The sequence below is a fragment of the Caulobacter zeae genome (assembly GCF_002858925.1).
GTDB lineage: Bacteria > Pseudomonadota > Alphaproteobacteria > Caulobacterales > Caulobacteraceae > Caulobacter > Caulobacter zeae.
On the sequence record NZ_PJRS01000011.1, the window covers coordinates 238,926 to 264,731 of the forward strand.

The 25,806-nt window shown below is 68.9% G+C and carries 21 protein-coding genes and 1 pseudogene; 12 read left to right on the plus strand and 10 right to left on the minus strand.

Translation table 11 applies throughout. The features are described 5' to 3' along the window. Window positions 1-28: 28 nt before the first annotated feature. Window positions 29-742, minus strand: coding sequence for an extensin-like domain-containing protein (locus SGCZBJ_RS05875; protein ID WP_101717079.1), 714 nt, complete (start codon window positions 740-742; stop codon window positions 29-31). A 145-nt stretch (window positions 743-887) separates the two neighbouring features. On the opposite strand from SGCZBJ_RS05875, the gene SGCZBJ_RS05880 reads away from it, so the two are divergent. Further along, complete coding sequence (locus SGCZBJ_RS05880) at window positions 888-2,258, plus strand: MFS transporter (RefSeq protein WP_101717080.1); 1,371 nt, start codon at window positions 888-890, stop codon at window positions 2,256-2,258. 7 nt (window positions 2,259-2,265) lie between these two features. On the opposite strand, the gene SGCZBJ_RS05885 is transcribed toward SGCZBJ_RS05880, so the two are convergent. The 5 genes from SGCZBJ_RS05885 to SGCZBJ_RS05905 form a co-directional block, all read right to left on the minus strand. Further along, entirely contained in the window at window positions 2,266-3,126 is an 861-nt protein-coding gene (locus tag SGCZBJ_RS05885; protein WP_101717081.1) for a hypothetical protein, read from the minus strand. Continuing rightward, window positions 3,123-3,959 carry a hypothetical protein gene (locus tag SGCZBJ_RS05890; RefSeq protein ID WP_101717082.1) on the minus strand — a complete coding sequence of 279 codons (837 nt, stop codon included), beginning with the start codon at window positions 3,957-3,959 and terminating at the stop codon, window positions 3,123-3,125. The genes SGCZBJ_RS05885 and SGCZBJ_RS05890 overlap by 4 nt, the downstream gene beginning before the upstream one ends. A gap of 30 nt (window positions 3,960-3,989) precedes the next feature. Continuing rightward, window positions 3,990-5,981, minus strand: coding sequence for a protein meaA (locus SGCZBJ_RS05895; protein ID WP_101717083.1), 1,992 nt, complete (start codon window positions 5,979-5,981; stop codon window positions 3,990-3,992). A 254-nt stretch (window positions 5,982-6,235) separates the two neighbouring features. Beyond that, window positions 6,236-6,721, minus strand: a complete 486-nt coding sequence (locus tag SGCZBJ_RS05900; RefSeq protein ID WP_101717084.1) for a VOC family protein — start codon at window positions 6,719-6,721, stop codon at window positions 6,236-6,238. 124 nt (window positions 6,722-6,845) lie between these two features. After that, window positions 6,846-7,676: an oxidoreductase gene (locus tag SGCZBJ_RS05905; RefSeq protein ID WP_101717085.1), complete on the minus strand. Its 831-nt coding sequence runs from the start codon at window positions 7,674-7,676 to the stop codon at window positions 6,846-6,848. Between SGCZBJ_RS05905 and SGCZBJ_RS26015 the strand changes: the two are divergent. Continuing rightward, a pseudogene (locus tag SGCZBJ_RS26015) lies at window positions 7,675-7,770 on the plus strand (hypothetical protein); the annotation flags it as partial. The gene SGCZBJ_RS05905 and the pseudogene SGCZBJ_RS26015 overlap by 2 nt on opposite strands. Before the next feature lie 42 nt (window positions 7,771-7,812). On the opposite strand, the gene SGCZBJ_RS05910 reads toward SGCZBJ_RS26015, so the two are convergent. Further along, a complete protein-coding gene (locus tag SGCZBJ_RS05910) occupies window positions 7,813-8,673 on the minus strand; it encodes a TauD/TfdA dioxygenase family protein (RefSeq protein ID WP_101717086.1) in 861 nt (286 codons plus the stop codon). 274 nt (window positions 8,674-8,947) lie between these two features. Here SGCZBJ_RS05910 and SGCZBJ_RS05915 point away from each other — a divergent pair, with 274 nt between their 5' ends. The 6 genes from SGCZBJ_RS05915 (at window position 8,948) to SGCZBJ_RS05940 (ending at window position 15,191) form a co-directional block, all read left to right on the plus strand. Beyond that, window positions 8,948-10,153: an aromatic ring-hydroxylating oxygenase subunit alpha gene (locus SGCZBJ_RS05915; RefSeq protein ID WP_165799250.1), complete on the plus strand. Its 1,206-nt coding sequence runs from the start codon at window positions 8,948-8,950 to the stop codon at window positions 10,151-10,153. A 1-nt stretch (window position 10,154) separates the two neighbouring features. Further along, the gene (ygiD, locus tag SGCZBJ_RS05920; protein ID WP_101717088.1) at window positions 10,155-10,961 is read left to right on the plus strand and encodes a 4,5-DOPA-extradiol-dioxygenase; all 807 of its coding nucleotides are present in this window, start codon (window positions 10,155-10,157) and stop codon (window positions 10,959-10,961) included. A gap of 14 nt (window positions 10,962-10,975) precedes the next feature. Continuing rightward, window positions 10,976-12,049 carry an acetamidase/formamidase family protein gene (locus tag SGCZBJ_RS05925; protein WP_101717089.1) on the plus strand — a complete coding sequence of 358 codons (1,074 nt, stop codon included), beginning with the start codon at window positions 10,976-10,978 and terminating at the stop codon, window positions 12,047-12,049. Between the two features lie 6 nt (window positions 12,050-12,055). Next, window positions 12,056-13,021, plus strand: a complete 966-nt coding sequence (locus tag SGCZBJ_RS05930; protein WP_101717090.1) for a helix-turn-helix domain-containing protein — start codon at window positions 12,056-12,058, stop codon at window positions 13,019-13,021. A 129-nt stretch (window positions 13,022-13,150) separates the two neighbouring features. Continuing rightward, window positions 13,151-14,401, plus strand: a complete 1,251-nt coding sequence (locus SGCZBJ_RS05935) for a GAF domain-containing sensor histidine kinase (protein ID WP_101717091.1) — start codon at window positions 13,151-13,153, stop codon at window positions 14,399-14,401. A gap of 13 nt (window positions 14,402-14,414) precedes the next feature. Then, window positions 14,415-15,191 carry a polysaccharide deacetylase family protein gene (locus SGCZBJ_RS05940; RefSeq protein WP_101717092.1) on the plus strand — a complete coding sequence of 259 codons (777 nt, stop codon included), beginning with the start codon at window positions 14,415-14,417 and terminating at the stop codon, window positions 15,189-15,191. 84 nt (window positions 15,192-15,275) lie between these two features. On the opposite strand, the gene SGCZBJ_RS05945 is transcribed toward SGCZBJ_RS05940, so the two are convergent. Beyond that, complete coding sequence (locus SGCZBJ_RS05945) at window positions 15,276-16,430, minus strand: aminotransferase (protein WP_101717093.1); 1,155 nt, start codon at window positions 16,428-16,430, stop codon at window positions 15,276-15,278. A 321-nt stretch (window positions 16,431-16,751) separates the two neighbouring features. Between SGCZBJ_RS05945 and SGCZBJ_RS05950 the strand changes: the two genes are divergently transcribed. From SGCZBJ_RS05950 to SGCZBJ_RS05960, 3 genes are all read left to right on the plus strand, one after another. Beyond that, entirely contained in the window at window positions 16,752-17,003 is a 252-nt protein-coding gene (locus SGCZBJ_RS05950; RefSeq protein WP_101717094.1) for a GlsB/YeaQ/YmgE family stress response membrane protein, read from the plus strand. After that, window positions 17,003-18,313 carry a PQQ-dependent sugar dehydrogenase gene (locus SGCZBJ_RS05955; protein ID WP_101717095.1) on the plus strand — a complete coding sequence of 437 codons (1,311 nt, stop codon included), beginning with the start codon at window positions 17,003-17,005 and terminating at the stop codon, window positions 18,311-18,313. Before SGCZBJ_RS05950 ends, SGCZBJ_RS05955 begins: the two co-directional genes overlap by 1 nt. Before the next feature lie 409 nt (window positions 18,314-18,722). Further along, entirely contained in the window at window positions 18,723-21,710 is a 2,988-nt protein-coding gene (locus SGCZBJ_RS05960; RefSeq protein WP_101717096.1) for a TonB-dependent receptor plug domain-containing protein, read from the plus strand. A 283-nt stretch (window positions 21,711-21,993) separates the two neighbouring features. Here SGCZBJ_RS05960 and typA read toward each other — a convergent pair whose 3' ends face one another. Together typA and SGCZBJ_RS05970 are read right to left on the minus strand one after the other, a co-directional pair. Beyond that, window positions 21,994-23,829 carry a translational GTPase TypA gene (typA, locus tag SGCZBJ_RS05965; RefSeq protein WP_101717097.1) on the minus strand — a complete coding sequence of 612 codons (1,836 nt, stop codon included), beginning with the start codon at window positions 23,827-23,829 and terminating at the stop codon, window positions 21,994-21,996. Window positions 23,830-24,350: 521 nt separating this feature from the next. Continuing rightward, on the minus strand, window positions 24,351-25,286 hold the full coding sequence (locus SGCZBJ_RS05970) for an N-formylglutamate amidohydrolase (RefSeq protein WP_101717098.1): 936 nt from the start codon (window positions 25,284-25,286) through the stop codon (window positions 24,351-24,353). A 152-nt stretch (window positions 25,287-25,438) separates the two neighbouring features. On the opposite strand from SGCZBJ_RS05970, the gene cpdR reads away from it, so the two are divergent. Next, on the plus strand, window positions 25,439-25,795 hold the full coding sequence (gene cpdR / locus SGCZBJ_RS05975; protein WP_058350243.1) for a cell cycle two-component system response regulator CpdR: 357 nt from the start codon (window positions 25,439-25,441) through the stop codon (window positions 25,793-25,795). The last annotated feature ends 11 nt before the right edge of the window (window positions 25,796-25,806 follow it).

Consider the following 25,806-nt stretch of genomic DNA (forward strand, 5'->3'; position numbering starts at 1 on the left):
CGCCGGGGCCGCGCTTATTGTCGCGGTTTCAGCGGCACAGGCGGTAGGGGCTGAGGTCCAGGTGCAGGTGGTCGGCGTGGGCTGTGTTGTAGTCGGGGCCCAGCACCGCGCCGAACAGCTCGCAGGCGCCGGCCCGGGCGACCCGCAGGAAGCGGCCCTCGGGGCTGTCCTTGTGGAAATCTGCCGCGATGGTCAGCCGGCGTCCGTCGGCCAGGCGCACGCCGGAGACATCGAGGGCCGAGGCGCTGGCGTGCTGGCTGGGGCGTTCGCCCTCGCGGCCGTAGATCGTCCGGCAGGCATAGGTTCCCAGGTGCTCGACCCTGACCAGATCGCTGTCCAGCAGGTGTTCGGCGGCGGGGTCCAGCACCTGCCGTTCCCAGACCGCATAGCGCAGCGCCAGCGGGCAGGTCATCACCGGCGCGGCCGGCGAGAGGCGGCTTTGGGCCCGCACCGTGTCGCGCGTCGAGCAGAAGCCGTCTTCTCGGACGGGCTGGTCGACGGGTGTGATCCCGACGTCGCGCAGGGCCGCGCGGCAGGCGGCCGGATCGGCGCCGATCCTGGCCAGCTTGGCCTGCGTCGCCAGGCCCAGCGGCTGGTCGATGGAGAACGGCTTCCAGGCCAGGTCCTGAGGCGGCGCGATGCGGTCGACCAGCGCGAAGACGAGCAGGCCGACGAGGGCCGCGTCGAGCAGCAGGCCGCCGATCTCGGCCAGCGCCAGGGCCTGGGGCGAAGCGGGTTTCACCCAGGCTGCAACGGCCGGTCGGAGCGGAGGTTTCGCCACGCAGTGCTCGCCGCAGGGCGAGGATGGCGCGCACGGCCTTGGCGGCCGGCGCTGAACAGGGCATGACCGCCTGCCCGGTCCGCAAGGATCGCACCAGAGACCTTGGATGTCCGCCGACCGCGCCGCCCTGCTCGACCGCGCCCTGCTGCCGCGCTTTGGCCTGCTGTGCCTGGGCATCTGGCTGAACGCCGCCGACACCCTGGTCACCGCCACCATCATGCCCAGCGTCGCCCGCGAGATCGGCGGCCACCAGTATTTCGGCTGGTCGGTGGCGGCCTACCTGATCGGCTCGATCGTCGCCGGCGCGTGCAGCGGCAAGTTCTCGCAAGGCCTGGGCCTGCGGCGGGCCACGGCCTTCGCCGGCGTGGTCTACGCGATCGGCTGCGCCATGAGCGCCCTGGCCCCCGACTTCGTCACCTTCGTCGCCGGCCGCCTGGTGCAGGGCCTGGGCGCGGGGGCGGTGGTGGCGCTGTGCTACGTGGCGATCACCGCCCTGTTCCCCGAAAGCCTGTGGCCGCGCGTCTATGGCGCGGTGGCTGGGGTGTGGGGCGGGGCGACCCTGTTGGGGCCGATGCTGGGCGGGCTGTTCGCCGCCGCCGGCTTCTGGCGCGGGGCGTTCTGGGCCTTCGTCATCCAGGGCGTGATCTTCGTCGTCGCCGTGCTGGCCATGCTGCCGGGCGAGAAGCGCGAGGCCGGCCGCACCCGCATTCCCAGTCGCCAGCTGCTGCTGCTGGTCGTCGGCGTCGGCCTGATCGGCGCGGCCGGTGTGGTGGCCTCGCCGGCCGTGGCGGGCGCCTGCGCGGTGCTCGGCGTCGTGGCCATGGCGGCGATGCTGGCCGTGAACCGCGCCTCGCCCGACCGCCTGCTGCCGCGCTCGGCCGCCGACCTGTCGACAGCCACCGGCCTTGGCCTTCTGACCATGTTCGCCTGCGAGGCCGCCGCCATCGGCTTCACCGTCTATGGCCCGGCCTTCATCCAGGCCCGCCACGGCGCCTCGCCCCTGGTCGCCGGCTATGTCACCGGCGGCATCGCCGCCGGCTGGACCGTCTGCGCCATGCTGGTGGCCCGGCTGAAGGCTAAGCGTGAGCCCCTGGCCATCCGCGCCGGCGCGCTGGTGATCCTGGTCGGGGTGGCGCTGGCCGCTCTGGCGGTCACGCGCGGCGGCCTGTGGAGCACGGGCCTGTCGCTGCTGGCCGTCGGCTGCGGCTTTGGCCTCTGCTGGGCGTTCCTGGCCCGCCGCACCATCGCCGGCGCGCCGGTCGAAGAGCAGGCCCTAGCCTCTTCGGCGGTGCCGACGGTGCAGCTGATCGGTGGGGCGGCCGGCTCGGCCGCCGCCGGGGCCATGGCCAACCTGCTGGGTTTCGGCCACGGCATCGATCCGGCCGCCGCCTTCGTCCACGGCCCCTGGCTGTTCGGGGCCTTCGTTCCGCTGGCGCTGGTCGGATGCGCGGCCGCATGGCGGCTGGCGCGCACCTGACGGCCGCCTAACGGTCGCTGGTGTTGCTGAGCGCGATCAGGGCCAGGGCCGGGTTCTGGGCCACGGCCAGCATCGCGACGGCGGCCATGGCGCCATCGTCGAGGTCGGCGGCCTCGCCGGAGGCGCCGGGAATCGGCGTGACAATGGAATCGGGCGGGGCGTCGGGCGTCGGACCGGCCTCGAGGTCGGGGCGATAGCGGAAGATCTCGGCGCGGACGACGTCGACCCCGACCGCCAGGGACGAAAGGTCGATCTCGACGTCGCGGCCCACGGCCTGGTCGGCGCGGTCCAGGCCGGGCAGGGCGTTGGGGCCGAGCCGCAAGCCGAGCCGGCCCGCCCGATGCCGCGCGCGGGGCCGCACGGCCTGCAACACCGGCCAGGGAATGGTGTAGCCGAACTCGCGGGCATAGAGCCCCGCCGCGTCGATCCGCAGCTCCACCCAGTCTTCCAGCGGCGGACGTCGCCAGGCCAGCCAGCTAAAGCCACCGCACAGGGCCAGGGCGTAGGCCACGCCCCAGGCGTCGCCGTACCACCACGACTGTCCGGCCAGCAGCAGGCCGATGCCCAGGCCGCCGAACGGAACGCGGCGCTTCCACCGCGCCTGGAACAGGGTCTTGCGGCTGGCGCGCCAGACGCCGGGCTCAGGCTGGTCGGGGGCGTCTTCCCGGCGGTTGGCGAACCAGAAGGCCGCGCCCGCGACCAGGCCGGCGACGAACAGCGGCGAGCCGACCTCCGGCGATCCGCCCCAGACGCCCAGGGCCAGACCGCACCAGATCGCCGTGGTCGTCATCTCCCTGGCGATGTCAGTGGTGGGCAGGCGGGTCAGGACGCCGTCGGCGACCTTGCTCAGAGGGGGCTTGTCGGTCATGGCGTCGGTCCTCGCCGCCTGGACCGGCCTTCCTCGACCCTGGCCCTGAAGGCGCGGCGCTCTTGCGCCTCCTCGAGCAGGGTCGCGGTCATCCGGACGATGGGCGGGCCTTCAAAGGCGGGGGGCTCGCTCTCGGCCGAGGCGATGCGGGCGGCGACGCTGGGTCCGGAAAGGTCGAGCGGCGCGTCGTCCAGCAGGCCCGGGCGAAGGGTCTCGATGAAGGCGACGATCGGCTCGCGCGAGACGCCGACCGCCGAAAGATCGACCATAACCTCCTCGCCCGAGGTCAGGATCAGTCGCAGGGCGCCCTTGTCGGCGGCGAGGCGGGGGCTGATCGCGGCGACCTCGTTCCACCCCATGCGCCGGGCCAGGGCGGCCGAGGTGAGGCCCGAGGCGTCGATCTCCAGCTCGTCGCGGCTGACCGGCGCGCGCCACGAGAAGGGCAGCGACAGCAGGTGCAGGGCCGCGCAAGCCAGGCCGCCGGCGACGCCGGCGATCTCGCCGTACCACCAGAAGCGCGCCGTCACGAACAGGCTCGTCGCCAGGCCCATCAGGGGCCGCACGCGGACGATCCAGATCCGGCGCCGGCCGTCGCGGCTTGTGCGCCAGAGGCCGGGGCGAGGCGCGTCCGGCGCGTCTTGGCCCAACAGCATCAGATGCGGCAGTAAGGCGGCGGCGATGACGAAGGCGATCAGCCCGCGACGATCGGGGTCGAGCATGACGACCAGCAGCAGACCGATCCAGGCCGCGCCCTGCAGCACGCGGGCCTGCGTCTCACTGCGCGTCTCGACACGCAGCGGGTTTTCCGGATCGTAGGAAAAGGCCTGGCTCATCACCCTAGGGTAGCGTGGCCGTGGCGGCGTTCAATCGGCTTCCGCCAGCGCCGTCGCCTCGACCAGCTTGACCACGTCGCCCATGATCTGCGTGATCCTGAAATCCTTGGGGGTGTAGATCCGCGCCACGCCCATCTGTTTCAGGATCAGGGCGTCCGCCTCGGGGATGATGCCGCCAGCGACCACGGGCACGTGGTCCAGCCCCTCGGCCCGCATCAGCCGCACGACCTCCTGCACGAGATCCAGGTGCGAGCCCGACAGGATCGACAGGCCCACCACGTGGGCGCGGCTTTCCTTGGCGCGGCGGACGATCTCTTCCGGCGTCGAGCGGATGCCGTCATAGACCACCTCCATGCCGCAGGCGCGGGCCCGGGTGGCGATCTGCTCGGCGCCGTTGGAGTGGCCGTCCAGGCCCGGCTTGCCGACGAGATAGGTCAGGGTGCGGCCGAGGATTTCGGAGACCCGCTCCACTTCGGCCTTCACCGCCTCGACGTCCTCAGCCTCGCCGGTGGAGACGACGACCGCCACGCCCGTGGGACCGCGATACTCGCCGAACACCTCGCGCAGGGCGCCGGCCCACTCGCCGGTGGTGACCCCGACCTTTGCGGCGGCGATCGAGGGTTCCATGATGTTTCGGCCATCGCTTGCGGCGGCCTTCAGCTCGGCCAGGGCGGCCTCGACGGCGGCGGCGTCGCGGGCCGCGCGCCAGGCCTGGATGCGGGCGACGACCTCGGCCTCCAGCTTCGGGTCGATGGTCTCGATGTTTCCTTCGCCCGCCGACAACGGCGAGAGCTCGCTGTCGGTCCAGCGGTTGACGCCGACCACGGTCAGTTCGCCGGTCTCGACGGCCCGCACCCGCTTGGCGTTCGACCCGACAAGCTCGGCCTTCATGTAATCGATGGCGCTGGCCGCCCCGCCCATCCCGTCGATCAAAGCCAGCTGCTCCAGCGCGCCCTTCGACAGCTCGGCGACCTTGGCCTCGACCACGTGGCTGCCGGCGAACAGGTCCTCGTACTCCAGGAGGTCGGTCTCGTAGGCCAGGACCTGTTGCAGCCGCAGCGACCACTGCTGATCCCACGGGCGCGGCAGGCCCAGCGCTTCGTTCCAGGCCGGCAGCTGCAAGGCGCGGCAGCGGGCGTCCTTGCTCAGCGTGACGGCCAGGGCCTCTATGAGAATGCGGTAGACGTTGTTCTCGGGTTGCGGCTCGGTCAGGCCCAGGCTGTTGACCTGCACCCCGTAGCGGAAGCGGCGGGCCTTCTTGTCCTGCACGCCGTAGCGCTCGAGCAGGATCTCGTCCCACAGCTTGGTGAAGCTGCGCATCTTGCAGAGCTCGGTGACGAACCGCACGCCGGCGTTGACGAAGAAGCTGATCCGCGAGGCGACGATCTCGAAGTCTTCCTCGGGCACCTGGCCGCCGGCCTTGACGGTGTCGAGCACCGAGATGGCGGTGGCGAGGGCGAAGGCCAGCTCCTGCTCCGGCGTCGCCCCGGCTTCCTGCAGGTGGTAGCTGCAGACGTTCATCGGGTTCCATTTCGGAACCTCGCGATAGCACCAGGCGATCATGTCGCCGATCAGCCGCAGGCTCGGGCCGGGCGGGAAGATGTAGGTGCCGCGGGACAGGTATTCCTTGATCAGGTCGTTCTGGGTGGTGCCCTGAAGCAAGCGTCGGTCGGCCCCCTGCTCGTCGGCCAGGGCCACGTACATCGCCAGCAGCCAGGCGGCCGGAGCGTTGATGGTCATGGAGGTGTTCATCTTCTCCAGCGGGATCTCGCTGAAGAGGGCGCGCATGTCGCCCAGGTGGCTGATCGGCACGCCCACCTTGCCCACCTCGCCGCGCGACAGGATGTGGTCGGGGTCGTAGCCGGTCTGGGTGGGCAGGTCGAAGGCCACCGACAGGCCCGTCTGGCCCCGCGCCAGGTTCGAGCGATAGAGCGCGTTGGATTTCTCGGCCGTCGAATGGCCGGCATAGGTGCGGAAGATCCACGGCGGATCGGGCGCGTGCTGATAGGCCTTGTCCGACATCCTCGCGCTCCCGGCGGTCTTTTCTGGTTATCGCCGGATGATGCGCCCGTGTTGGGTGCGGTGCAATATGAGGCTTCGCAGGTGCGAGTTTGCCGAGCCTGGACTTAAAGAAACCTCCCCCTGGGGGGGAGGTGTCGCCGAAGGCGACGGTGGGGGGGCGTGGTTGTTGACTTTCCACCGCCGTGGCGGCTGAAAACTTCCCCCCACCGGCCTGCGGCCGCCTCCCCCACAGAGGGAGGTTCCTTTGGGCGCGGCTACTCCCGGCTGAAGCTCTCCGGCACTTCCGGGTTCTGCCCCGCCTTGCCCCACAGCACGATCTCGTTGCCCCAGGGATCGCGGAAGGCGTGGTTGTAGCCGTTGAACTCGGCCCAGTAGTGGTCGCGCCAAAGCAAGGTCGCGCCCAGGCTCTCGGCGGTTCCCAGGATGCGGTCGGCGCTGTCGTCGTCGCCGATCAGGATCCAGATGCGCGGCTTGCGGCCGTCGGTCGACAGGGTGCGGGGCTCGACGCCGGAAGCCTGCGGATGCGGGCGGGCGTTGGCGGCGTCGAAGATCCCTAAGTGCAGGTTGCCGATCTGGCTGTCGGAGCCGTCGGGGTTCTTGAACTGACCGCCCGGGACCATGCGGTGATAGATCCCCTGCGGCCGGGCGTCGTTCTGCCAGCCGAACACCTTTGCGTAGAACTCGCCGGCCTTGGCGGGGTCGTCGCTGGCCAGGTCGACGAAGATCAGGGTGTTGGTCACGGGGGAAGTCCTTGGTTGCGGTGTTGGGACGCCCTCGTGCTTCGACAGGCTCAGCATGAGGGCTACTGTTGAAGCAGCATTCCGGACCTCACCCTGAGCTTGTCGAAGGGCGGGGTCCGGTTGCTCAATCGAAGCCGATCGAGAGCGACACCTCCCGCCAGGCGTCGATGTCGGCCTTCAGGCCGTCGGCGGCGTAGGCGGCGTATTTCAGGGCGTCTTCGCCGAGCAGCAGGTGCAGGGGCGGGCTTTTCGCGTCGACGATCGCCAGCACGGCCTGGGCGGCCTTGGCCGGATCGCCGGGCTCGGCGCCGGCGTGGTCGGCCATGATCCGCTCGGCGTCGCGGGCCAGGCCGTCGTAGTCGGCGATCTTGCCTTCGACGATGGTCTTGGAGCCCTTGGCGAAGCTGGTGCGCAGGCCGCCCGGAGCGACATTCACCACCTTGATCCCTAGCTCGGCGACCTCGGCGGCCAGCGACTGGGTCAGGCCTTCCAGCGCCCACTTGCTGGCGCAGTAGACGCCGGTGCCAGCCCAGACCGCCAGGCCCGAGACCGAGGTGATGTTGACGATCCGGCCCGAGCGCCGGGCCCGCATGGCCGGCAGAACGGCCTTGAGCACGGCCAGCGGCCCGAAGACGTTGGTCTCGAACTGGGCGCGGACCTCTTCGAGCGAGGCCTCTTCCACCGCGCCCACCAGGCCGTAGCCGGCGTTGTTGACCAGCACGTCGATCCGGCCGGTCAGGGCCTGCGCCGTCTTCACGGCGTTCTCGACCGCGACCGGGTCGGTGACGTCCATCACCAGGCCGTGGGCGCGGCCGGGCGCCAGGGCCTCGAAGGCGGCGACATCGGCCAGCTTGCGCACCGTGCCGGCCACGACGTCGCCCCGCGCCAGCGCCGCCGCGGCGATCTCGCGCCCGAGCCCGCCGGACACGCCGGTGATCAGCCAGGTCTGGGTCATGTTCGCATTTCCTATTGCTCGTCATCCCGGCCGTAGCGCAGCGGAGAGCCGGGACCCAGGGGCGACAGCAGTGCGGCGGCTCCTGGGTCCCGGATAAGCCCTTCGGGCTTTCCGGGATGACGGCCTTTATTGAACTTCAGAACGGCGCGTCGCCCTTCACCCACAGGCGGTGCATCGTCCGGAAATACTTCTGGTCGTCGTACAGCGTCCCCGTGTGCAGGGTGCAGCGGTTGTCCCACATCAGGATGTCGCCCGGCCGCCACTTGTGGGCGTGGACGAAGCGCTCCTGCGTCATGAACGTCACCAGCTCGTCCAGCAGGGCCAGGCCCTCGGGACCCGGCTTGCCGATCACCTCGGTCACCGTGCCGGTCGAGGGCCACAGCGCCTTGCGGCCGTCGGCCGGGTGGGTGCGGATCAGCGGGTGCTCGACATCGGGATTGGCCGCCTCCATCTCGGGCGAGAGGATCTGGGCCCCGAACTCGCGGGTGGCCATGAAGTGCTTGTAGCTGTGGTGCAGGCGCAGCGGCAGAAGCTCGGCCTGCTTCTCGGCGCCCAGCGCCTCCCAGGCCGCGCAGCCGTCGGCCAGCAGGGTGTCGGATCCCTCCTCCGGCGCCTCCACGCAATAGAGCATGGTCAGCATCACCGGCTGCGGCTTGTAGCTGTAGTCGGTGTGCCAGCCGACGCCGTCGTTGTGGGCCCCTATCGGCTTTCCATCGACGACGCGGTTGGAGAGGATGAAGATCTTCGGATAGCCGGGCAGGGTGAAGCGGGTCTGGGTGTGGTCCTCCGGATCGCCGAACCGGCCGATGAAGGCCATCAGGTCGTCGGGGGTCATCTTCTGGTCACGCACCAGCACCGCGCCGTGGGCGTGGAAGGCGGCCACCACGCCGTCGAGCTGCGCGTCCGAGGCGGTCGGCAGGTCGATGTCGAGGATCTCGGCGCCGAAGTCGTCTTTCAGCGGCTTCTTGGCCAGGGCGGGCAGGGCTTGCGCGAGCATGTCGGCGACCTTCGGTGACTGTCTGGCCTTGAGCCTAGGCGGCTGAAAAATCACGGTCTTGCCTCAGCGCGCACCGTCTCTTGCCCATGTCTCGTGCGCGTACGGTCAAAAGCGAGGTCCTTGCGCAGCGCGGCGACAGCAGCGCCCGATCAGCGGGCGACCGCGCGGCGCCGGCCTGCTGCTGACCAAGTTTTCGTGCGCGCTGGAGCAAGACCGGGGCGCGGGGCGGCGCCAGCCTTGAGAGGTCTTCTTCCCCATCAGCGAGCGCCCGGCCGTGACCCTGTTCAGCGACGCCTTCTTCGACGGGTTGTCCAGCTCCACCCACGAGGTGGGCGCGGCCGAGACCCTGCCGCCGGCCTGCTACACCGACGCGGCGTTCTACGAGTTCGAGAAGGCCGCCCTGTTCGACCGCGAGTGGCTGTGCGTGGGCCGGGTGGACCAGGTGCAGGAGCCCGGCGACTTCTTCACCACCGAGATCGTCGGCGAGCCGATCCTCGTCACCCGCAACCGGGCCGGCGAGATCAAGGCGATGTCGTCGGTGTGCCAGCACCGCGCCATGCTGGTGGCCGAGGGCAAGGGCAACGCCCGCGGCTTCGTCTGCCCCTATCACCACTGGGTCTATTCGCTGAACGGCGACCTGGTGAACGCTCCGGCCATGGACCGCACCTGCGGCTTCGACAAGAAGAAGATCAGCCTGCCGACCTTCAAGGTCGAGATCTGGCTGGGCTTCATCTTCGTCAATTTCGACGCCGAGGCGCCGCCGCTGGCCCCGCGCCTGGCCGCCGTCGAGGCCGCCATCGCCAATTTCGACCTTACGACCGCCGAGGCGCTCGAGCCCATGACCGGCGAGTTCGCCTGGAACTGGAAGGTGATGTTCGAGAACAACAACGACGGCTACCACGCCAGCAAGCTGCACCGTGGGGTGCTGCACGACTTCATCCCCAGCGAGCTGGCCAGCTTCCCCGAGGCCGAGCCCGGCGATGCGGGCTTCCTGCGCTACAACGGCACCCTGCACCCGGACGCGAGTTTCAACCCGACCCAGAAGGCGGTGCTGCCGATCTTCCCCAAGCTGTCGGACGAGGACCGCAGCCGGGCGACCTTCGCCAACATCCCGCCGACCCTGTCGCTGGTGATGACCAGCGACATGGTCATCTACCTGATCCTGCGGCCCACGGGCCCGGAGACCATGGCCCAGGACACCGGCATCCTGGTGGCCCCCGGCGCGCGCGACTCCTACGGCTTCAAGGAGCGGCTGGAGATGATCATGACCTCGGCCGGCCAGATCATCGCCCAGGACATGCATGTCGACGAGCTGGTCCAGAAGGGCCTGCGCTCGCGCTTCGCCATCCGCGGCCGCTACTCCTGGCAGGAGGGGGCGCAGGTGCAGTTCAACCGCTGGCTCGCCCCGCGCTACCAGGCCCAGTGGGACCGGATGAAGGGCGCCGAAGCCGCACCCTCCGCCCCGGTGGAGGCCGCCTGAGATGACCTCGCGCCTCCCCGTCGTCTTCTTCGGTCACGGCAGCCCGATGATCGCGCTCGAGACCAACGACACCACCAAGACCTGGCGAGCCATGGCCGAAGAGATCGAGGCCGCCCACGGCAAGCCCAAGGCCATCCTCTGCGTCTCGGCCCACTGGATCACCCGGGGCGTCGGGGTCACGGCGATGAGCCAGCCCCGCACCATCCACGACTTCGGCGCCTCGTTTCCGCGCGCCCTGTTCGAGGTGCAGTATCCCGCGCCGGGCTCGCCGGAACTGGCGGCGCGGGTGCGCGACCTGCTGGCCCCCGAAATCCCGGTGGTGCTGGACGAGCGCCAGTGGGGCTTGGACCACGGGACCTGGTCGGTGCTGTGCAAGGCCTGGCCCGAAGCCGACGTGCCGGTGATCCAGCTGTCGATGGACGGCACGAAGTCTCCTGAATGGCACTACGAGATGGGCAAGCGCCTGGCCTCGCTGCGTGACGAGGGCGTGCTGATCGTCGGCACGGGCAACATCGTCCACAACCTGCCGGCCATGGACTGGGGCGACCGGCACTGCCCGCCCTACGACTGGTCGCAGCGCTTCAACGAGGCGATCAAGACGGCGATCGCGCACGACCAGCCGCTGACCGCCGTCGAGTTCGAGAAGCTCGGCGAGGACGCCCGCCGGTCCGTGCCGACGCCCGACCACTACTGGCCGCTGCTCTACGTGCTGGGCGCACGCCTGCCCGGCGACGTCGCCCGCTTTTCCCCCGACCACATCGAGCACGGCTCGCTGAGCATGACCAGCGTGACGCTGGCTGCCGCTTGAGAGGACACTTTCCGATGCCCTTCATCTGCGAACCCGGCAAGGTCCGCCCCGACGTCGCGCCCGGCGCCCTGCACCACCTGAAGGCCACGCCCGAGACCATCCACTGGGGATACTTCGATCCGTCGATCAAGCCGGCCCTGCGCATCAAGAGCGGCGACCTGATCCAGGCCGAAGCCATCACCCACCACGCCGGCGACGCTCCCGAGCTGATGATGGACGAGGCGGTGACCCGCATCTTCACCGAGGTCCCCGAGGACGACCGCAATCCCGGCGTCCACATCATGACCGGCCCGATCTACGTCGAAGACGCCAAGCCCGGCGACGTGCTCGAGGTGCGCTACCTGCGCATGGTCCCGCGCAACCGCTACGGCTCCAACCTCGCCGCCAACTGGGGCTATCTCTACAAGGAGTTCGGCGAGAAGGAGCGGGTGACGATCTACGAGCTCGACGCCGACTACAACACCGCCAGCGCCCTCTACGCCTACGACTTTCCGGGCAAGTACCTGACGCCCGGCACGATCACCAACTGCCCCGAATGCGACCGCCAGAGCGCGCTGCCGGGCGTGCGCATCCCCGCCCGCCCGCACCTGGGCACGGCGGGCGTCGCGCCCGCCGTCGACGGCCGCGTCAGCACCATCCCGCCCGGCCTGCACGGCGGCAACATCGACAACTGGCGGATCGGGGCCGGGGCGACGATGTATTATCCCGTTCAGGTGGAAGGCGGACTGTTCTCCATCGGAGATCCCCATGTCAGCCAGGGCGATGGCGAACTTTCAGGCACCGCGATCGAAAGTTCGCTCAACGTCCTGATGCAGATCGTACTGCGGAAGGATTTCGAGACCCCCGGGCCTTTGCTGGAGACCCCCAAGTGGTGGATCGTCCACGGGTTCGACGAGGACCTGAACGTGGCCATGAAGCAAGCCTCCCTCAACATGCTGAGCCTGCTGTCCGATCACGTCGGGCTGAGCAGGAACGACGCCTATTCGCTGATGAGCGTGGCCTCCGACTTCGGCGTCACCCAGGTGGTCGACGGCAAGCAGGGCTGCCACGTGCGCATTCCGCGCGACATCTTCCCGACCAAGGCCTGATCCGCCTTGCGGGCCTGGTCGTTCAGCACCGACAGCTATCCCCGCGCCGAGCGATCGGACGCCTGGCGCGAGGCCATGTCGCGCCTCGGTTTGCCGGTCGAGAGCCTGTCGGACCTGGAGCCGGCCTCGACCTCGGTGGTCTGCCTGACCAGCCCGCTGGGCATCGAGTTTGCTTTGGTCAACGCCGGGGCCCAGACCATCTCGGGCCGCCTGACCAACCAGCCGGCGGCGGTTTGGATGGCGGTGCTGCTCGACGGCCAGGCGGCGGTGGTCAGCGACGACCTGGCCGAAGACCTGACGGTGGGCGACATCGCCTTCGGCCCCACCGGCCAGGCGGCGGCCCTGCGTCTTGCCACCCGCTGCCGGCTGATGTTCGTGCGCGCCCCGCGCGTGGCCCTGAACCATCGCCTGGTGGCGCCGCGCGCCCTGCGGGTGGGACGGCTGCGCGGCGAGGGCGGGGTCAAGCACATCCTGTCGGGCCTGCTGCGCTCGACGGCGGATTCGCTCGAGGACCTGACCGTCGACCAGCTGCGCCCCGTCGAACTGGCCCTCGCCGAGTTCCTGGGCCTGTGTCTCTTGGAAGCCGGCGAGGAGCGCGGCGCGGCCTGGCCGACCGACGCCCGCAGCGCCCACCTGCAGCGCCTGCGCCAGACCATCGAGACCCTGCTGCCCGACCCGAACCTGACCATCCGCCGGGTGGCCGACGAGGAAGGCGTCTCGCCGCGCTACGTGCAGAAGCTGTTCGAGGGGGTGGAGGAGACCTTCAGCCACTATCTGCGCACGCGACGCCTGGAGCGCTGCCGCAACGACCTGGCCAGCCCGCAGTTCGCCCGGCTGTCGATCTCGGAGATCTGCTTCCGCTGGGGCTTCAATGGCAGCGCCCACTTCAGCCGCGCCTTCCGCGACCAGTACGGCTGCTCGCCCCGGGATTTCCGCCGCAGCGTGCGCGACGAGGAGCGGGTCGCGGCCTGAGGTCCGGCGTCGCTCGCACGGCCTATGGCGCCCTGACGGCCGGCCTTGCTATGCTCTGTCGATGAGAGGTCGGAAGCCTCTTCGCGAAACCCATCCCAGTGGGTTGTCAGGGTGTTCTGGGAGGGGCGCATGGATTCCGAGAGCGGCACGACCACCGACGACCTTCCCGACGACTTGACCGCCAAGGCGTCGACGCCTCGGGACGCCGCCCTGCCCGAGCTGCTGGCCGATGTCGCCAAGGTCGCCAAGATCGAGGTGGTGCCCCAGATCCTGGAAGTGGTCTGCCAGACCACGGGCATGGGCTTCGCCGCGGTGGCCCGGGTCACCAAGGACCGCTGGATGGCCTGCGCCGTGCGCGACGAGATCGGCTTTGGCCTGCTGCCCGGCGGCGAGCTGGAAGTCGCCACCACCATCTGCGACGAGATCCGCGACAACCAGACCGCCGTGGTCATCGACCACGTGGCCGAGGATCCGGTCTGGCGCGACCACCACACGCCGCTGAAATACGGCCTGCAGAGCTACATCTCGACGCCGATCCACCACAACGGCCAGTTCTTCGGCACCTTGTGCGCCATCGATCCACGCCCGGCCAATCTGCGGGGCACCCAGGCCCTGGCGACCTTCGAGCTGTTCGCCAAGCTGATCGGCAGCCACCTGGACGCCCAGGACCGCCTTGCCGAAAGCCAGGTCGCCCTGGCCACCTCGCAGCGGGCCTCGGAGCTGCGCGACCAGTTCATCGCCGTGCTCGGCCACGACCTGCGCAACCCCCTGGCCGCGATCAACGGCGGAACCCGGCTGCTGCGCAAGGAGCCGACGCGCGAGAAGGCCGAGTTCATCCTTCGTCAGATGGATCAGAGCGTCGCGCGGATGGCGGGGCTGATCGACGACGTCATGGATTTCGCCCGCGTGCGGCTGGGCGGCGGCTTCGGGCTGGAGGCCCGCGCCGTCCCGCCAGAGGCGCTGAACCAGTCGCTGGAACAGCTGGTCGCCGAACTGCGCAGCGCCCAGCCGCATCGGCGGATCGAGTCCGAGATCGCCGTGAGCCAGACGGTCGTCTGCGACCAGGCCCGGATCGCCCAGATGCTGTCCAACCTTTTGGGCAACGCCCTGACCCATGGCGACCCGGCCAAGCCGGTGAGGGTCGAGGCCGTCACCCGCGACGGCCAGTTCGTGCTGGCCGTGGTCAATGGCGGCCCGGCCATCCCGCCGGAGACGATGGCCAAGCTGTTCCAGCCGTTCACGCGCGGCTCGGCCGAGATGCAACAGGGACTGGGCCTTGGCCTCTACATCGCCTCGGAGATCGCCCGCTCCCACGGCGGCGCCCTGGCGCTGGAGTCCGACGACCAGGAAACCCGCTTCTCGTTCTCCAAGCGGCTTTAGGGAGCGCGCGCCTATGAAGACGTTGCTGGCGATCGTCATGAGCCTGGCGTGCGGTGTCTCCGTCGCCTGCGCCGCCCAGTGGCCGAACGGGGCCAAGGCGGCCGTGGCCCTGACCTATGACGACGCCCTGGCCTCGCAGCTCGACAACGCGATCCCGGCGCTCGACGCGGCGGGCTTCAGGGGCAGCTTCTTCCTGTCGAGCGTGAAGGCGGCCGACATTCCGCGCTGGCGGGCCGCCGCCACGCAGGGCCATGAACTGGCCAACCACACGATCTTCCACGCCTGTCCGGCGGCCAACTTCCCGGCCGATCCGCGCTACGTGGCCGAGGCCTACACGCCCGCCAGCCTGCTCAAGGAGATCGAGCAGCAGAACGTCCTGCTGACCGCCATCGACGGCAAGGCCCGCCACGGCTTCGCCACCCCCTGCGGGGCCAGCAAGGCTGGCGGGGTCGACTACTTGGAGGCGCTGCGGGCCTCGAACCTGGTCACCTATGCGCGCGGGGTGGTGACGACGCCGGAGGACCTGGCCGGCCGCCGGATCGATCCGATGCACGTGCCCTCGCGCGGCTTTCCCGAAGGCGTCACCGGCGCCCAGCTGATCGACTTCGCCAAGAGCGCCTCGGCCGGCGGCGGCGTGGCGGTGTTCCTGTTCCATGGCGTGGGCGGCGACTACCTGCAGGTCTCCAACCCCGCGCACCAGGAGCTGCTGGCCTGGCTGAAGGCCAATTCGAAAGAGGTCTGGGTCGCGCCGCTGCAAGAGGTGATGGACTGGGCCGCGGCGCATCCGTGAGCCTCTTCTCGACCCCAAAGCCCGTCATCCCGGATAAGCGCCATGCGCTTTCCGGGATGACGATGAGGGAGCGTGTAGGGGGCTCTACCTGCCCTTCGCCCGCGCCAGCCGCTCCACCGCCGCGTCCAGGACGTCATCCCCCTTGGCGAAGCACAGGCGCAGCACGCTGGTGACCGGATCCTGCGCGTAGAAGGCCGAGACGGGGATGGTCGCCACGCCGTGCTCGCGCACCGTCCGCAGGGCGAAGGCGCGGTCGGGTTCGTCGATCCCCGAGGCGGCCAGGTCGATGTTGAGGAAATAGGTCCCGCCGCTGTCCAATACCGAAAAGCCAGCCTCCCGCAGGCCCGTCGCCAGCCTGTCGCGCGAGCGTTGAAGGCCGGCGGGCATGGCCTCGAACCAGTCGCCCGGTTGGTCCAGCCCGAAGGCGACCGCCTCCTGGAGGTTGGGCGGGGTGGTGAAGGTCAGGAACTGGTGTGCGCCGGCCAGGGCCTTGGCCAGCGGCGGGGCGGCGCACAGGAAGCCGACCTTCCATCCTGTCATACCGAAAAGCTTGCCGGCCGAGCCGATCTTGACCGTCCGCTCGCGCATGCCGGGGAAGGCCATCAGGGACTTGTGGACGCGACCGTCGAAGACCACGGCTTCCCAGACCTCGTCGCAGACGGCCGTGACGTCGAAGCGCACGCAGAACTCGGCCAGCAGGGCCAGGTCCTCGTCGGCCATGACCACGCCGGCCGGATTGAGCGGGCTGTTGAGCACCACCAGCTTCGTCCGTTCACTGAGCGCCGCCTCCAGCATCGCCCGGTCGAACCGCCAGTGCGGCGGGGTCAGGCGGACGAGGCGCGGGATCCCGCCGGCCCGGCGCACCATCGGCAGGTAGGCGTCGTACAGCGGCTGGAACAGCAACACCTCGTCGCCGGGCGAGATCAGGGACAGGAAGGCCGCGGCCAGGGCCTCGGTCGCGCCGGAGGTGACGATGATCTCGCGGTCGGGATCCAGGTCCAGGCCCTGGGTCCGCCCGTAATGCCCGGCGACGGCGCGGCGCAGGTCCGGCAAGCCGCGCATCGGCGGATACTGGTTGGAGCCCTCGATCAGCGCCTGCCCGGCCTTGCGCCGCAGGGCGATCGGTCCCTGGTCGTCGGGAAAGCCCTGGCCCAGGTTGATCGCCCCCAGCTCGCGGGCGAGGCCGCTCATCTCCTCGAAGACGGTGACGGGCAGGTCGGCGAAGACGGGATGGACCATGGGGGACTCGTGATGTGGCCGGCGACCTTGGCGCGGCTCTGGCGAACCGCCAAGACTTTCCGCCGCGCCGGCCCCCTCAGTCGGCTTCGCCGACAGCTCCCCCAGAGGGGGAGCATCTTGCCGGCCTAGATCCTCCCCCTCTGGGGGAGGTGGCCCGGAGGGCCGGAGGGGGGACGTTTTCAGCTTCCGAGCGGCTGGCCGATTTCCCCCCACCGATCGCTGCGCGATCGCCTCCCCCACAGGGGGAGGTTCCTTGCCCCACGCAACCTGAGCCGCACCCGCGCATTTCCCTGACGCCAAGGGCTACAGGAGGAAGACGGCATGAACGGCGTGGGTTTCATCGGCGCGATCATCATCGGTATCTTCGCCGGATGGCTGGCCGAGAAGATCATGAAGCGCGACCACGGACTGCTGACCAATCTGGTGGTCGGTCTCGTCGGTTCGCTGATCGGCGCCTTCCTGGCCAGCATGCTGGGCCTGGGCGCGACGGGCTGGATCGGCAGCCTGGTGGTCTCGACCGTGGGCGCGGTGGTGCTGCTGGCCCTGCTGGGCCTGTTCCGCCGACGCGCCTGATGCGGGGCCTCGTGCTGGCCGTCGCGGGCGCGGCGGCCTTGAGCCTGGCGGCCTGCGGCGAGCAGGCCAAGCTCGACGTGGCCGCCGGCACGGGCGCCAACCCGCAACTGCCAGCGCCGAAGAAGACTCTGCTGCCGACGTTGAACATCGCCCCGGCCAAGGGCTGGCCGGCGGGCGGCGCGCCCAAGCCGGCCGAAGGCCTGGCCGTCCAGGCCTTCGCCGACAAGCTGGATCATCCGCGCTGGATCCACGTCCTGCCCAACGGCGACGTGCTGGTCGCCGAGACCAACGCTCCGCCCAAGCCCGAGGACGGCAAGGGTTTGAAGGGCTGGATCCAGGGCCTGGTGATGAAGCGCGCCGGCGCGGTGACCAAGAGCGCCAACCGCATCACCCTGCTGCGCGACACCAACGGCGACGGGGTGGCGGACCTGCGCTCGACCTTCCTGTCGGGCCTGAACTCGCCGTTCGGCATGGCCCTGGTCGGCGAGACCTTCTATGTCGCCGACACCGACGCGGTGCTGGCCTTCCCGTACAAGGAAGGCGAGACCGCCATCACCGCGCCGCGCCGGCGGGTGACCGACCTGCCGGCCGGGCCGCGCAACCACCATTGGACCAAGTCGCTGATCGCCAGCCCCGACGGGACGCGGCTCTATGCGACCGTCGGCTCCAACAGCAATGTGGCCGAGAACGGCCTGGCGGAGGAAGAGGGCAGGGCCGCCATCTGGGAAATCGATGTCGCCACCGGCGCCAAGCGGCTGTTCGCCACCGGCCTGCGCAATCCCAACGGCATGGGCTGGGAGCCGACCTCCGGCGCCCTGTGGACCGTGGTCAACGAGCGCGACGAGATCGGCAGCGATCTGGTGCCCGACTACATGACCTCGGTGCAGGACGGCGGGTTCTACGGCTGGCCCTACAGCTATTACGGCCAGCACGTGGACGCGCGGGTGAAGCCGCAGCGCCCCGACCTGGTGGCCCGAGCGATCAAGCCGGACTACGCGCTGGGACCCCACACCGCCTCGCTGGGCCTGACCTTCGACGCTGCGTCGGCGTTCCCCGCGCCGCTGAAGGGCGGGGCGTTCATCGGCCAGCACGGGTCGTGGAACCGCAAGCCCCACAGCGGCTACAAGGTGGTCTTCGCGCCCTTCGCCGGCGGCAAGCCGTCGGGCCCGCCGCGCGACGTGCTGACGGGCTTCCTCAACGCCGACGGCGAGGCCCTGGGGCGGCCGGTGGGCGTCGCGTTCGACAAGCGCGGCGCGCTGCTGGTGGCCGACGACGTTGGAAACGTCATCTGGCGGGTCTCCCGGCGCTGATCCGATTCATCCGGAAATGCGGGCGGCGCCCAAAAGCCGGGCGTTCGCTCGCGCCTCCGATCCGCCGGCAGTGGCGAGGCGTTGTCATTCACAACTTCAGTAAGTGAAATTGTAACCAGCAATATCGTCGTGTTTCAAAAGTGAATATACAAAACTATTAAATAGAATACATGTCTTTCGGTCGGGAGATAACGGCCGAACTATGACGAACTAATGTCCGACCCATGATCTTCGGCGGCTAACTATTGCTGTCGAAGGCGGCTTTGCCGGGAAAATTGGGTGGAAAGTCGATCGGTGGGGCGTGTTCCCGCTTCTTCGGCGGCTTCCGCGTCCTAAAGACCCCGTCAGGGCAGGAGCTTCGCGAGGGGCGAAGTTTCCACGCAAACCTATCCATGGGGGCATATTCTAGATGCTTGATCGCAAGTTGCTGCTGGCCTCGTCGGTGATCGCCGGCCTGGGGCTGGCGCCCGTCGGCGCGTGGGCCCAGGCCCAGACCCAGACCAAGTCCGACAAGGCCGCGGCCTCGAACGCCGACGACGCCGTCGATGTGGAGGCCATCGTCGTCACCGGCTCGCGCATCAAGCGCAACGCCTACAACAGCGCCTCGCCGATCCAGGTGATCACCTCGGAACAGAGTGAACTGGAGGGCCTGGTCAACACCACCGAGATCATCCAGAGCTCGTCGCTCGCCAGCGGCTCGTTCCAGGTGGCCGACGAACTGACCGGCTACAACGTCACCGGCGGTCCGGGCGTCAACACCATCTCGCTGCGCGGCCTGGGGGCCAACCGCACCCTGGTGCTGCTGAACGGCCGTCGCCTGACGCCGTCGGGCGTGCGCGGCACGGTCGGCCCGGTCGACCTCAACACCATCCCCAACGCGATGATCGACCGCGTCGAGATCCTCAAGGACGGCGCCTCGTCGATCTACGGCTCGGACGCCGTGGCCGGCGTGGTCAACTACATCACCAAGACCGACTATGACGGCGGCCGCGTGCGGGTCTACGGCAACGCGCCCTTCGCCAAGGGCGGCGGCGGCCAGGAGTATTCGGCCGAAGCCTCGTGGGGCAAGACGTTCGAGCGCGGCTATCTCAGCGCCTCGGCCAGCTACTACAAGCAGAACGCCCTGCGCCGCGGCGACCGCGACTACACCAGCTGCTCGGCCGACAACTACTACAGCACCACCACCGGCGCCCGCGTCGACCTGACCGACCCGGCCACCGGCGACTACAAGTGCTTCAACCAGATCAACAACGTCGCCTACACCAGCGGCTACGGCGGCTATTTCCAGTATATGCAGCCGGGCACGAGCTACTCGTACACCGGCAACACCGCGCCGAACTTCGTGGCCAGCAACGCCGCCTTCGCCAACCTGGCCCGCGTGGCGCGCGCCAACTATCCGGAGACCTACCGCGTCGCCAACTACGACTCGGCGGTCTGGCAACGGGCCACGGTCATCAGCCCGGTCGAGCGCGCCAGCTTCTACGTGACCGGCGGCTATGACCTGGGCGCGGGCGTCGAGGCCTATGGCGAGTTCCTCTACAACCGCCGCAACTCCGAACAGAACGGCGCGCGCCAGCTGTTCCCGACCGTCGCCACCACCAACCCGAACAACATCTTCGGCGCGGCCGGCGGCACGGCCTATCCGGTCATCGCGGTGGCCTACGACTCGATCCAGAAGGTCGACTACTACCGTGGCCTGGGCGGGCTGCGCGGCGACTTCAAGTTCCTGGAAGGCTCCAAGCTGGGCTTCCTGAGCGGCTGGGACTGGGACGTCTACGGCCAGTACGGCAAGTCGGACGGGACCTATTCGGTCAGCTCGATCAACAGCGACGCCATCGCCGCCACCACGGCCGCCGGCGCGACCAACTACTGCGTCCAGTCGCTGGTGACGATCTCGGGCGGCGACTGCTCGACCCTGCCCACCGGCATTCCGTGGTTCAGCTCGCGCGTCCTGGCCGGCCAGTTCACCGACGCCGAAAAGGCCTTCCTGTTCGGCGTCGACGTCGGCCACACCACCTATGAGCAGTCGTTGGTCGAGGCCAGCTTCTCGGGCGAACTGTTCAGCCTGCCGGCCGGCAAGGTCGGGGCCGCCTTCGGCTTCACCTGGCGTCACGACGACTTCGACGACAGCCCAGGCACGGCGTCGCTGAACAACAACAACTGGAACCTGACCCGAGCCGGCCACACCTTCGGCACGGACACGACGACGGAAGCCTTCGCCGAAATCGACGTGCCGGTGCTGAAAGACCTGTTCCTGGTCAAGAACCTGGACCTGCAGGTCTCGGGCCGTCACACCGAGGTCGACAGCTACGGCGACAGCGACACCTACAAGATCGGCCTGAACTGGCAGATCACCCCGACCTGGCGCCTGCGCATGAGCGACGGCACCTCGTTCCGCGCCCCGTCGCTGTACGAGCTCTATCTCGCCGACCAGACCGGCTACAGCGTCGCCGACCCCTGCATCCTGTATGGCAGCAGCGGCGCCAGCCAGACCATCGTCACCAACTGCGCCGCCCAGGGCGTGTCGGCCACCCAGGCCAGCTACTCCACCCTGGTCACGGCCGGCGGCGGCAAGGGCATCCTGAAGGCCGAGACCTCGGAATCGAAGACCATCGGCGTGGTGTTCACCCCGAGCTTCACCAACCTGAAGGTCGCGGTCGACTACGCCGACATCGACATCAGCAACGAGATCACCCAGTTCGGCGCGGCCAAGATCGCCTCGCGCTGCTACGAGTCGGTGGGCCTCTCCAGCCCGTTCTGCCAGCTGGTGACGCGCGACCCGACCACGCACCTCCTGACCCTGGTCAAGAACGACTACGTCAACGTCGCCTCGCAGAAGAGCCGCGCGATCGACCTGACGACCGACTACCGCCACGACTTCGACAACGGCGGGCAGCTCTATTTCAACAGCCAGTTCAGCTGGCAGCTGCAGGACACTTCGAACCTGTTCGGCGAGACCGAGGAGGACGACTACAACGGCACGACCTACATCTACGACGGCCCGGACTTCTCGGGTAAGGCCAGCCTGTCGTACCGCAAGGGGCCGTGGACCTACACTTGGTCGTCGACCATCACCGGCAAGGCTTCGGACGCCGAACTGCTGGGCGACACCGTGGGCAGCGCCAAGTACGCCACCTCGACCAGCTACGACTACGCGGTCGGCTCTACCTACTACAAGTACGTCCACGTGAAGTACCACACCGAGTTCATGGCCTATCACAACGTCTCGGCCCGCAAGGTGATCGACGACAAGACGACCATGACCTTCGGCGTGCAGAACCTGTTCGACGAGGCCCCGCCCTCGATCTCGAGCAGCTATCGCGTCGGCAACTCGGAGATCTGGGGCTACGAGCTGCGGGGTCGTCGCGGCTTCCTCAGCATCGAGCGCAGCTGGTAAGCGCATCCCGGTTTGAAAACCGGAAAGGCCGTCGTCCCCGCGGGCGGCGGCCTTTTCTTTTCAAGCACCTCCCTCGCTTTAGCGGGGGAGGTGGCGCGCTGCGGATACGCAGCGTGACGGAGGGGGCAAGTGACGGAGCTCAGCGCCCAGTCTCGCCCCCTCCACCGGCTTCGCCGGTCCCCCTCCCCCGCAAGCGGGGGAGGAACTGGCCGGCCAGCGCCCACGAAAAAGGCCGCCGACCCGGAGGTCGGCGGCCCGTTTCAGATCCCGAAGGCGCGGAAGACTAGTCTTCCTTCACGCGCTTCTTGCGGAACGACGGGTTCAGGGTCTGCTTGCGCAGGCGGATGTTCTTCGGGGTCACTTCCACCAGCTCGTCTTCCTCGATGTAGGCGATGGCCTGTTCGAGGGTCATCTTGCGCGGCGGGGTCAGGCGGATCGACTCGTCCTTGCCCGAGGCGCGGACGTTGGTCAGCTGCTTGGCCTTCATCGGGTTGACGTCCATGTCATCCTGACGAGCGTTTTCGCCGATGATCATGCCCTGATAGGTCTTCTCGCCGGCGCCGACGAACATGGTGCCGCGCTCTTCCAGGTTCCACAGCGCGTAGGCCGCGGTTTCACCATCCGAGTTCGAGATCAGCACGCCCTTGCGCTGCTGGTCGATGGCGCCCTTGTAGGCTTCGTAGTGGCTGAACACGCGGTTCAGCACGCCCGAGCCGCGGGTGTCGGTCAGGAACTCGCCCTGGTAGCCGATCAGCGAGCGCGACGGAGCGGTCAGCTGGATGCGGGTCTTGCCGGCGCCCGACGGACCCATGTCCTTCAGCTCGGCCTTACGCAGCGAGAGCTTCTCGATGACGATGCCCGAGAACTCGTCGTCGACGTCGATCATGACGTCTTCCATCGGCTCGAGGCGCTTGCCGGTTTCCGGATCGGCCTGGAACACGACGCGCGGACGCGAGATCGAGACCTCGAAGCCTTCGCGGCGCATGTTTTCGATCAGCACGCCCAGCTGCAGTTCGCCGCGGCCCGAGACTTCGTAGGCGTCGCCTTCGGTGCTCTCGGTCACCCGGATGGCGACGTTGCTCTCGGCTTCCTTCAGCAGGCGGTCACGGATGACGCGCGACTGCACCTTGTCGCCTTCGCGACCGGCCAGCGGGCTGTCGTTGACCGAGACGGTCATCGAGATGGTCGGCGGATCGATCGGCTGCGAGGGCAGGGCCTCGGTGACTTCCATGGCGCACAGGGTGTCGGCCACGGTCGCCTTGGACATGCCGGCGATGGCGACGATGTCGCCCGCTTCCGCGCCCTCGTCGATCGGCTGGCGCTTCAGGCCGCGGAAGGCCAGCACCTTGGTGATGCGGCCGCGCTCGATTTCCTTGCCGTTGCGGTCCAGGGCGTGGATGGCCATGCCGGGGACGGCGCGGCCGCTCTCGATGCGGCCGGTCAGCAGGCGGCCCAGGAACGGGTCGCTTTCGATCAGCACGTTCAGGATCTGGAACGGCTCGTCGCGCTTGGCGATCTGCTTGGGTTCCGGCACGTGGCGGACGATCAGGTCGAACAGCGGGGCGAGGTTGTCGCTGGGCACGTTCATGTCCAGCGTGGCCCAGCCCGAACGGCCCGAGGCGTAGATGTGCGGGAAGTCCAGCTGCTCGTCCGTGGCGCCGATGGCGGCGAACAGGTCGAAGGCGGCGTTGTGCACGCGGTCCGGATCGGCGTGGGCGCGGTCGACCTTGTTGATGCAGAGGATCGGGCGCAGGCCCATCTTCAGCGCCTTGGTCAGCACGAACTTGGTCTGCGGCATGACGCCTTCTTCGGCGTCGATCAGCAGGACGCAGCCGTCCACCATGCCGAGGATCCGCTCGACCTCGCCGCCGAAGTCGGCGTGTCCGGGGGTGTCGATGATGTTGATGCGGGTTTCGCCCGCTTCACCGTTCCACAGGACGCTGGTGCACTTGGCCAGGATGGTGATGCCGCGTTCGCGCTCCTGGTCATTGGAGTCCATGGCGCGTTCGGTCGTCGCCTCGTTGGCGCGGAACACGCCCGACTGGGCCAGCAGCTGGTCGACGAGGGTGGTCTTGCCATGATCGACGTGCGCGATGATGGCGATATTTCGCATGGACATGGGAGGACGGCGGGCTTTCGGAGAAAATCGGATGAGACGCTGCGCGCGTCAGGCGCGCGGCTTTTACGCGACTGCGCTGCGTTTATCCACCCCGTGCGTAAGGCGCCTTATGTCGCGGTTACCGGTGTCATCTCGCAAACCCTTATTCCTACCGGGTTTGAGGTGGTTTCTGGCGGTTGTCGTTTCTTGGGCAACTAATGCTGCGGCGCAGCAATGCCTATTTTATAGTCAAGCTTGAAGATCGGCGTTCTCCGATCCTTGCTGTGCAAAGGGTTGCTTCATGTTGTCGCGGAAAATTCGACAACGTTGTCCAACTTTCCGCTTGCTCGATTTCGCAGCGCACCCTATAAGGAAGGTGTGAGGCGGCGCTGCCGCCTCTGCCCTTCCTGGGCGTTTCCTCCCTAATGAACTAGCCCGGCCTTACCGCCGGGCTTTTTTTTGGCCCGGGCCCGACGGGGCGCGAGTTTGCAGCCCTTTGCGGCGGTTTGCGGGCGTGTGGGCCGTGCAGTCGGCCTCTTTTCCTACTTCAGCGCCGTCCAGTCCGCCTTGGTCAGCAGCGCCGTCAGCTGCTCCACATGCGCGGTCAGCGTCGAAAGGCCCTCGGTCGGCTCGCGGGTCGTCTCGTTCATATAGAGCGCGCGGCTGATCTCGACCTGCAAGGCGTGGGTGCGACGGGCCGGGCGGCCGTAGTGCTCGGTGGTGTAGCCGCCGGCATAGGGGCTGTTGCGGGCCACGCGATAGCCCATCCCCTCCAGGGCTTCCTCGATCAGCTTTGTCAGGCCCGGCGCGCAGGCCGCGCCGAAGCGGTCGCCCAGCACGATGTCGCATGGGCCGCCGACCCTGGCTCGCGTGCCGCGCGTGGCCGCCGCTGGCATCGAGTGCCAGTCGATCAGCACGGCCAGGCCGTGGGCGGCCCGGGCCTGGGCCAGCAGGCGGTCGAGCATGTCGTGATAGGGGCGATGCCCGTACTCGACCCGGGCCTTGGCTTCCTCGAAGGTCAGCTTGCGCGCATAGATCGGCCGGCCGTCGGCGACGCGGGCGATGGCCCCCAGGCCGGCGGCGACGCGGGCGGTGCGGCCGCGGGCGAACTCCGGCAGGGCGTCGTCCTCGAACATCGCCGGATCCAGCTCCCACGGGTCGCGGTTGAGATCGATATAGGACCTGGCCAGGCGCGAACGGATCGTCGCCACGCCCCGCGATGGAGCGCCGGCGATCAGGCGATCGACATAGGCGTCCTCCGAGCCCTTCAGCACCGCCTCGGGCAGGCGGGCGGCGGCCATCATCTCCGACGGATAGAGCGCGCCCGAATGGGGGGAGGCGAACACCACGGGCGTGGGCGGCGGCGAGCCGGCCGGCGCGGCCCGCACGGCCTCGAACGCCGCCTCGCGCCCGGACGCGCCGCCGGCGCTGCTCGAGGCGGAGGCCGTCGTCGGCGTGATCGGGTCCCATGCGTTCATGCGTCACATAGTCGAGGGCGCCGGGCTTGCGGTCAAATGGCCTCGCGCCCTGTCGTATCTGTGGATGGTCCGCGCCGGTTCACCGGCGATTTACCGTCCTGGACATAAGATTCGGCCTTCCAGAGACGAGCTCCAACGGACACGTAAGCGACATGGCCCGCATCCTCCTCGCCGAAGACGACGACTCGCTGCGGGGCTTTCTCGCCCGGGCGTTGGAACGGGCCGGCTTCGAAGTCACCGCCTGCGCCGACGGCGAAGAGGCCGTCAGCCACCTCGAGCATCCGTGGGACCTGCTGCTGACCGACATCGTCATGCCCGGCATGGACGGCATCGAAGTGGCGCGCCAGGCCGCCGCCCGCGACCCGGCCCTGCGCATCATGTTCATCACCGGCTTCGCCGCCGTGGCCCTCTCGGCCCAGGACCGCGCGCCGGCCGGCGCCAAGGTGCTGTCCAAGCCCGTTCACCTGCGCGACCTGGTTTCCGAGGTCGAAAAGATGATGGCGGCGTAAGGGCTCCACAG